At 69.2% G+C, this 5,066-nt stretch carries 4 protein-coding genes and 1 pseudogene; 2 read left to right on the top strand and 3 right to left on the bottom strand.

The features are described from left to right. Positions 1 to 162: 162 nt before the first annotated feature. Positions 163 to 1,542, top strand: coding sequence for an amino-acid N-acetyltransferase (gene argA, locus HMPREF3115_RS11660; RefSeq protein ID WP_006407977.1), 1,380 nt, complete (start codon positions 163 to 165; stop codon positions 1,540 to 1,542). Positions 1,543 to 1,591: 49 nt separating this feature from the next. Further along, positions 1,592 to 1,867 (top strand): oxidative damage protection protein, encoded by a 276-nt coding sequence (locus HMPREF3115_RS11655; protein WP_006401987.1) that lies wholly within the window; start codon positions 1,592 to 1,594, stop codon positions 1,865 to 1,867. A gap of 140 nt (positions 1,868 to 2,007) precedes the next feature. Here the strand turns inward: HMPREF3115_RS11655 and HMPREF3115_RS11650 are convergent, their stop codons facing one another. From HMPREF3115_RS11650 to HMPREF3115_RS11640, 3 genes and pseudogenes are all read right to left on the bottom strand, one after another. Next, positions 2,008 to 3,414, bottom strand: a complete 1,407-nt coding sequence (locus HMPREF3115_RS11650; RefSeq protein ID WP_059939809.1) for an MFS transporter — start codon at positions 3,412 to 3,414, stop codon at positions 2,008 to 2,010. An 83-nt stretch (positions 3,415 to 3,497) separates the two neighbouring features. Further along, the gene (locus HMPREF3115_RS11645; protein ID WP_070554477.1) at positions 3,498 to 4,754 is read right to left on the bottom strand and encodes a CaiB/BaiF CoA transferase family protein; all 1,257 of its coding nucleotides are present in this window, start codon (positions 4,752 to 4,754) and stop codon (positions 3,498 to 3,500) included. Next, a pseudogene (locus HMPREF3115_RS11640) lies at positions 4,751 to 5,066 on the bottom strand (DNA alkylation response protein); the annotation flags it as partial. The pseudogene HMPREF3115_RS11640 and the gene HMPREF3115_RS11645, both read right to left, overlap by 4 nt.

Genomic DNA, 5,066 nt, shown 5'->3' with positions numbered 1-5,066 from the left:
GCGGCTTGCCGGCCTGCTCGTCCTGCTGCCGGCGCGGCGGCTGGCCCTGCTGCCCGCGCGCGTCGGCCGCACCATCCGGGTGCCGGGCCGACGGCGCTTTTGCCCGCGTCGCCGCGGGACTTTTAGGTACATTCGACATGGGGGCGCATTATAATCCCGCCCATGAATTCCCAAACCGACCTCCCCCCGGCGCAGACCGCCGACGCGAACCTGCCGGCCGCCGACGATTCGGCCCTCAGGCACGCGCAGTTCGTCGACTGGATGCGTTCCGTCGCGCCCTATATCCACAAGTTCCGCAACAACACGTTCGTCGTGGGGTTCGGCGGCGAGGTGGTGCAGCAGGGGCTGCTGAACGCGCTCGTGTCCGACATCGCGCTGCTGCAGGCGATGGGCATCCAGATCGTGCTCGTGCACGGCTCGCGGCCGCAGGTCGAGGAGCAGCTGAACCTGCACGGCGTCGAATCGGAGTTTTCGCACGGGCTGCGGATCACCGATGCGCGCGCACTCGAATCGGCGAAGGAAGCGGCCGGCGAAGTGCGCCTCGACATCGAGGCCGCGATCAGCCAGGGTCTGCCGAACTCGCCGATGGCGCATGCGCACATCAGCGTCGTGTCGGGCAACTTCGTCACCGCGCGGCCGGTCGGCATTCTCGACGGCGTCGATTTCGCGCACACGGGTATCGTGCGCAAGATCGACGCGGAGTCGATCCGCCATTCGCTCGCGAGCCGCAAGCTCGTGCTGCTGTCGCCGCTCGGCTTCTCGCCGACGGGCGAGGCGTTCAACCTGTCGATGGAAGACGTCGCGTCGGCCGCCGCGATCGCGCTGCGCGCGGACAAGATCATCTTCCTGACGGACGGCCCGGGCATCGTCGACGACGCGGGCGAGCTGATCCGCGAAATGTCGCTCGACGCGGCGGCCGAACTGCTCGACTCGGGCAACATCCAGGGCGACGACGCCTTCTTTCTCAAGCATTCGATTCGCGCGTGCCGCGGCGGCGTCACGCGCGCGCACCTGATCCCGCAATCGCTCGACGGCAGCATGCTGCTCGAGCTGTTCCTGCACGACGGCGTCGGCACGATGATCTCGTACGAGAACCTCGAGAGCCTGCGCGAGGCGACGCCGGACGACGTCGGCGGCATCCTGTCGCTGATCGAGCCGCTCGAGGCGGACGGCACGCTGGTGCGGCGCGGCCGCCACCAGATCGAACGCGACATCGATCACTTCTCGGTGATCGAGCACGACGGCGTGCTGTTCGGCTGCGCGGCGCTGTATCCGTACCAGCAGGAGAAGATCGGCGAAATGGCGTGCCTGACGGTCGCGCCGGAAGCGCAGGGCTCGGGCGACGGCGAGCGTCTGCTCAAGCGCATCGAGCAGCGTGCGCGTGCACGCGGCCTCACGCACATCTTCGTGCTCACGACGCGCACCGAGCACTGGTTCCTGAAGCGCGGCTTCGTCAAGGCGACGGTCGACGACCTGCCGGAAGACCGCCGCAAACTCTATAACTGGCAGCGCAAGTCGCTCGTGCTGATGAAGCAGCTCTGAGCGCAGGCACGCCTGCCCTCCCCCAGACCGATTACAGGAGAAGTACACGATGGCTCGAATGATTCAATGCGCGAAGCTCGGCAAGGAAGCCGAAGGCCTCGATTTCCCGCCGCTGCCGGGCGAACTCGGCAAGCGCATTTACGAGAACGTCTCGAAGGAGGCCTGGCAGGGCTGGCTCAAGCAGCAGACGATGCTCATCAACGAAAACCGTCTGAACATGGCCGACCCGCGCGCGCGCCAGTATCTGATGAAGCAGACCGAGAAGTACTTCTTCGGCGAAGGCGCGGATCAGGCGTCCGGCTACGTGCCGCCCACCGAAGGCTGACGTGCGACAGGCGGGGCCGCGGCACAGCGCGCGGCCCGTGCCCGAAACGAGGCGGCACCGCGCATCGCACGGTGCCGTTTTTCATTGGCGAGGCCGCATGTGCGGCGGCGCGAGTGGCGACCCTGCCGTGCTGCACGCGATCATGCGGTTTCCCCGGCCGGCTTCAGCCTGCGCGCGTCGTCGCGCGGGGCCGCAGCGTCGCCGGCCGGCTCGGCCGCCCATTCGGCTGCATCGCTACGCTCGGCGCTCGACAACGCGTCCGCGCGATGGCCGGTGCGATTGAGCAGCGCGATCATGCAGACGAGCGACACGAGCGCGTAGATGCCCGACGCGATCGCGACGCCGACGATGCTGCCGGTCGAATTCAGAATCGCCTGCGCGAGCACCGGCGTGCCGCCGCCGACGACGAGCGCACTCAACTGATACGCGAGCGACAGCCCCGTATAGCGGACATTGGCCGGAAACACGCGTGCGAGCACCCCGCCGACCGCCCCGTAGAACATCGCGGACGGAATCGTCGAGATGCACATCCCCGCGACCGCGACCCAGTACGAACCGGTGCCGACCGCGTGGAACATCAGCGGCATCAGCACGATTTCCGGAATCAGGATCCAGCACATCGCGCGGCGCATGTCGACCTTCGACACGAACCACGCGCCGACCGGCTGCATCAGGAACTGCACGACGAGCGACATCGAGAGGATGCCGAGGAACGTGCCCTGCGCGTAGCCGAGTTCCTTCGTCGCCCACGACAGCGCGAACGTGCTGCGGAAATACGTGACGTTGATCACCGGCAGCGTGCCGGCCGCGAGCAGCACGACGACCCAGTGATCGCGCACGACCTCGCGCAGCGGCAGTTTCACGGTGCGCTTGCGTGCGAGTACGCGCTGCATGTCGGCCGACTCCTCGAGCTTCAGCCGGATCACCATCCCGACGATCACGAGCACCGCCGACAGCAGGAACGGAATGCGCCAGCCCCACATCAGGAAATCGGGCGTCGGCATCGCGCTCAGCGCGAAGAACGCGCCCGTCGCGAGCAGGTTGCCGGTCGGCGAGCCCTGCTGCGCGAATGCCGCGTAGAGGATGCTCTTGTGCTTTGGCGCGTTCTCGCTCGCGATCAGCACCGCGCCGCCCCACTCGCCACCGACCGCGATGCCCTGCAGCACGCGCAGCACGACGAGGCCCGCCGGCGCCCATACGCCGATCTGCGCGTAGGTCGGCAGCAGGCCGATGCCGGTCGTCGCGAGCCCCATCATCACGAGCGTGATGACGAGCGCGGTCTTGCGGCCGACGCGGTCGCCGAGATGGCCGAACACGATGCCGCCGAGCGGCCGCGCGGCGAAGCCGGCCCAGAACGTGACGAACGCGAGCAGCGTCGCGACGCCCGCGTCCATGTCGCTCGAAAAGAACACTTTGCCGAACACGAGCGCGGCGGCCGTGCCGTAGATATAGAAGTCGTACCACTCGATCGTCGTGCCGACGAAGGCCGCGAACGCGGCGCGGCCGGGCTTCGCGGGCAATGCGGGTTGGGTGTGCGGACCGTTCATCGATGTCTCCATGTTTGTTGTCGGCGGCGCGATGCGGCGCGCCGTCCGTGCGGCCGGGATCGCCGCCGGCCGGCGGCGGCTCGTCAGCCGTGCGGTTCGCTCCCGGCGGCGCGTTCGGCGCAAACCTCGCCGCCGGCCGCTTGCTCACCGGACGCGTCCTTTAGCACGCCGGCATCGAACAGTTGCTGCTGCAGCGCCGGGTCGACGCCCAGCCGATCGAGTACCGCGCGCGTATCGCTGCCGAGTGCGGGCGGCGGCCGCCGATAGGTGGCCGGCGTGCGCGAGAGCTTCACCGGCGAGGCGGTGCCGCGATACGCGCCGATCTCGACGAACAGGTTGCGGTGCAGCGCATGCGGATCGCGCGCGACGTCGGCGACCGTACGCACGGGCCCGCACGGCACGCCCGCGGCCATCAGGTCGCGCGCGAGCGGTTCGCACGCATGCGCGGCGAGCCGCGCCTCCAGCTCGGCCTTCAATTCCGCGCGGTGCGCGCAGCGGCTGCGGTTGTCGACGAAACGCGGATCGTCAGCCAGCGCCGGCACGCCGAGATGCCCAACGAGCCGCGCGAACTGCCGATCGTTGCCAACCGCAAGAAAGATCGGGACGGTCGCCGTCCGGTAGCTGTCGTACGGCGCGATGTTCGGATGCGCGTTGCCGCTGCGCTCGGGCACGCGCGCCGAGCCGAAGAAGTTCGGCAAATGCGGATGCAGCAGCGACACGCCGCAGTCGTACAGCGCGATGTCGACCGACTGACCGCGCCCGCTCTTCTCGCGCTCGGCGAGTGCGAGCAGGATGCCGGCCAGCGCGTTGAGGCCCGTCACCATGTCGACGATCGGCAGGCCGATGCGCGTCGCGTCGCCGTCGCGCTCGCCGTTCACGCTCATCAACCCCGCCATCGCCTGGATCACCGCGTCGTAGCCCGGCAAGCCGCCAAGCGGGCCGTCGGCGCCGAAACCCGTCACTGCACAGTGGATCAGCCTCGGGAAACGCGGCTGCAGGTCGCGCGTATAGTCCATCCCCCAGCGCGCGAGCGTACCGGGCTTGAAGTTCTCGACCAGCACGTCGGCGTCCTCCAACAGCCGCCAGAGGATCGCGCGCCCTTCGTCGCGCGACAGGTCGAGCGCGAGCCCTTCCTTGTTGCGGTTCACGCCCAAGAAGTACCACGCGGTGTCGCCCGCGAACGGCGGCCCCCAGCCGCGCGTCTCGTCGCCGGCGGGCGGTTCGATCTTGATGACCGTCGCACCGTGGTCGGCGAGTGCCTGCGTGCAGTACGGGCCGCCGAGCACGCGGCTCAGGTCGACGACCTTGAGGCCGTCCAGTGCGCCACGCGAAGCGTTCATCGCTCGACCTCCGGCAGCAGGTCGAGCGCGACGTCGAGCGACACCGGCGCGCCACGCAGCAAAGTGTCGAACGCCGCGGCTTCGTCGTCGCGCGACGCCGGTGCGAGCGGATCGACGGGCAGCAGCTTGTGGCGCACGAGCAGATGCGCGAGCGCGAGACGGCGGTAATCGGGCGCGAGCCGCGCGCCCTCGCACGCCATCAGCACGGCCGCGCTCGCGTAGTACAGCGCGGACGCCGCCTGCCGCACGCACGCGTCGTCGCCGTCGGCCGCGACGCGCGCGAGCCCGTCGCAAGCGCGCGCCAGAATGCGC

This window comes from Burkholderia sp. HMSC10F09 (assembly GCF_001806955.1).
Taxonomy (GTDB): Bacteria; Pseudomonadota; Gammaproteobacteria; order Burkholderiales; family Burkholderiaceae; genus Burkholderia; species Burkholderia multivorans.
Note: the sequence above shows the minus strand (reverse complement) of the source record. Positions and strands in the feature narration are given on the sequence as shown.